Here is a 3,145-nt window from a genome sequence, read left to right on the forward strand (position 1 = left end):
GTCAGCCAGTTCTGGAATGACGACAAGATTTCGGTGGCTGACGGTGTGAAGAACATCGCCAAGGCGGCTGCGACCAAGTAAGTTGGTTTTTGGTTCCCTGATTGGCATCCCTAGGGGTGTTTTGGGAACCGGGTTGAGGGGGCAAGAGACAGTTGGCACGCTAACCCGCAGCAGGGTTGGGGTACGACCCGCCGCTCATGTCCCCCGCCCTTCGGGCCCCTCCTTTACTTCGCTTTGGGACATACCCCAACCCAGCTGCTTGGCGCTGTGACCTGCGACATCGAAACGCTAAGTTGCGGCTAGACCTGGTGGGGTGGGTGTTTCGCGCAGTGAGGTAAAGGAGGAGATCGAAGGCCGCAGGCTTTCGGTCGGGGGACACGAACGCAGCGGAATACCCACCCCGTCAGGTCGGGTTACAAAGTGGGTATCCCAAAAGTGACTTAGAGATGGTTCCAACAAGCAACTCAAAGGCAAAAACACGATGAAATCCTTTGAAAACGTGTTACCCAAGCTGGTGATCGCCCCGGGTTTTGTACTCGGCTTTGCATTCATCTATGGCTTGATGATCTGGAACGGGGTGCTCTCCGTGACCAACTCGCGCATGCTGCCCAATTACGACGAGTTTGTCGGGCTGCAGCAGTACGCCAACCTGTGGGAAATGGACCGCTGGTACATCGCACTAAAAAACCTGGGCGTCTTCAGCGTGTTGTATGTGGGCGGCTCGATGCTGCTGGGCATGCTGCTGGCGATTTTTCTGGACCAGAAAATTCGCGGCGAAGGTTTCCTGCGCACCGTTTATCTCTACCCCATGGCTTTGTCGTTCATTGTGACCGGCACCGCCTGGAAATGGATTTTGAACCCCAGCCTGGGTCTTGAAAAACTCATGCACGACCTGGGATGGACCTCGTTTGGGTTTGACTGGCTGGTGCAAAGCGACACCGCCATTTACTGCGTGGTGATTGCCGGCGTGTGGCAGTCCGCCGGGTTTGCCATGGCGCTGTTTCTGGCAGGGTTGCGCGGCATTGACGACAGTATCATCAAGGCGGCTCAAATGGACGGGGCCAGCCTGCCGCGGATTTACTGGCGCATCATTTTGCCGGTGCTGCGCCCAGTGGTGTTTTCAACCATTCTGGTTTTGTCGCACTTGTCGATCAAGGCGTTTGACCTGGTGATGGCGCTCACCGCTGGCGGGCCGGGTTATGCCTCTGACGTGCCAGCCACCTTCATGTTCACCATGAGCTTTACCCGTGGCCAGATTGGCCTGGGGGCAGCCAGTGCCACCATGATGCTGGCGTTTGTGGCCTCCTTGGTGGTGCCGTATCTGTACAGCGAGTTGCGCGCCAAACCGCATGAGCGTTAAGCACAAGGACACACCACCATGAACGCTAAAACACTTTCCCGCGCCGCCGTTTACGGTGTGCTGCTGATTGCGGCCTTTTTCTTTCTGGCGCCTCTGTATGTGATGCTGGCCACCAGCTTTAAGGATGCAGAGCAAATCCGCTCGGGCAACCTGCTGAGCCTGCCGACCTCGCTCAACTTCGAATCGTGGACGCTGGCCTGGTCGACCGCCTGCACTGGCGTCGATTGCCGGGGGCTCAAACCCTATTTCTGGAATTCGGTGATGATGGCCGTGCCGGCGGTGCTGATCTCGACCGCCTGGGGTGCCATCAATGGTTATGTGCTCTCCATGTGGAAGTTCAAGGGAAGCGACCTGCTGTTTGGCTTCATCCTGTTTGGCGTGTTCATGCCGTTTCAGGTGGTGTTGTTGCCAATGAGCCAGGTGTTGGGTTTTCTGGGGCTCTCGAGCTCGATTGCCGGGCTGGTGCTGGTGCATTGCCTGGCGGGAATGGCAGGCACCACGCTGTTCTTCAGAAACTACTACACCGCCATTCCGCGGGAACTGGTCAACGCCGCGCGCATGGACGGGGCGGGCTTCTGGCGCATCTTCTACCGCATTGTCATTCCCATGAGCACGCCGATTTTGATGGTGACGTTGATCTGGCAGTTCACCAACATCTGGAACGACTTCCTGTTTGGCGTGGCTTTTAGCGGCGCCGACAGCAAACCCATCACGGTGGGCCTGAACAACATGGCCAACACCACCAGCAGCGTGAAAAATTACAACGTCGACATGGCCGCGGCCATCATCGCCGGTCTGCCGACCATGCTGGTGTACGTGCTGGCGGGGCAATATTTCGTCAAAGGTCTGACTGCCGGTGCGGTCAAAGGTTAAGAGCAAAACGCTTAAAGGACACCCTCATCATGGCAGCATCTCTCCACATCGCAGGCATCCGCAAGGTTTTTGGCAAGGCCGACAAGGCGGTTGAAGTCCTGAAAAAAATCGACATCATGGTCGCCCCGGGCGAATTCCTTATTCTGGTTGGTCCCTCGGGCTGCGGCAAATCGACCTTGCTCAACATCATCGCTGGCTTGGAAGACCCGACCGAAGGTGAACTCAAGATTGCCGGCAAGAACGTGATTGGTGTGGCGCCGGCGCAGCGTGACATCGCCATGGTGTTCCAGAGTTACGCGCTGTACCCGACCATGAGTGTGGCCGACAACATTGGCTTTGCGCTGGAAATGCGCAAGGTCCCACTCGAGGTGCGCCAAAAGCGAATCCAGCAGGTCGCCGAAATGTTGCAGATCCAGCATCTGCTGGACCGCCGCCCGGCGCAACTCTCGGGCGGGCAGCGCCAGCGTGTGGCCATGGGGCGGGCGTTGGCGCGTGACCCGCAGCTGTTTTTATTTGACGAGCCGCTCTCGAATCTGGATGCCAAGCTGCGTGTGGAGATGCGCGCCGAAATCAAACGCCTGCATCAAGTGTCGGGCATCACCAGCGTGTACGTGACGCACGACCAGATCGAGGCCATGACCTTGGGCACCCGCATCGCGGTGATGAAAGACGGCATCCTGCAGCAGATTGGCACACCCGACGACATCTACCGCCTGCCCGCCAATACCTATGTGGCCGGGTTCATTGGTTCACCTACCATGAATTTTATAGCTGGTAGCGCAAGCGGGATGGGCGCTAGCGGCCAATTTTCCTTTGAAGGTGGCAGTCTTGCATTGCCTTGCCCGGCGCAGGGCAAGGTCACGCTGGGCCAGCGCCCGGAACACATCCACCTGACCGACGACGCCACCTGGC

3 protein-coding genes are annotated in these 3,145 nt (G+C 58.0%); all 3 read left to right on the plus strand.

The features are described 5' to 3' along the window. Positions 1 to 481: 481 nt before the first annotated feature. A complete protein-coding gene (locus KBF66_RS19315; RefSeq protein ID WP_296660966.1) occupies positions 482 to 1,360 on the plus strand; it encodes a sugar ABC transporter permease in 879 nt (292 codons plus the stop codon). 18 nt (positions 1,361 to 1,378) lie between these two features. Next, positions 1,379 to 2,233 (plus strand): carbohydrate ABC transporter permease, encoded by an 855-nt coding sequence (locus KBF66_RS19320; protein ID WP_296659948.1) that lies wholly within the window; start codon positions 1,379 to 1,381, stop codon positions 2,231 to 2,233. Between the two features lie 29 nt (positions 2,234 to 2,262). Beyond that, a partial coding sequence (locus KBF66_RS19325) for an ABC transporter ATP-binding protein (RefSeq protein ID WP_296661365.1) occupies positions 2,263 to 3,145 on the plus strand: 883 nt, incomplete at its 3' end.

Source organism: Rhodoferax sp. (genome assembly GCF_018063565.1).
In the GTDB taxonomy this organism is placed as follows: domain Bacteria; phylum Pseudomonadota; class Gammaproteobacteria; order Burkholderiales; family Burkholderiaceae_C; genus Rhodoferax.

Excerpts from the sequence above, each read along its gene's own strand:
- KBF66_RS19315 (WP_296660966.1), top strand. The coding sequence starts at position 482 with ATGAAATCCTTTGAAAACGTGTTACCCAAGCTGGTGATCGCCCCGGGT.
- KBF66_RS19320 (WP_296659948.1), top strand. The coding sequence starts at position 1,379 with ATGAACGCTAAAACACTTTCCCGCGCCGCCGTTTACGGTGTGCTGCTG.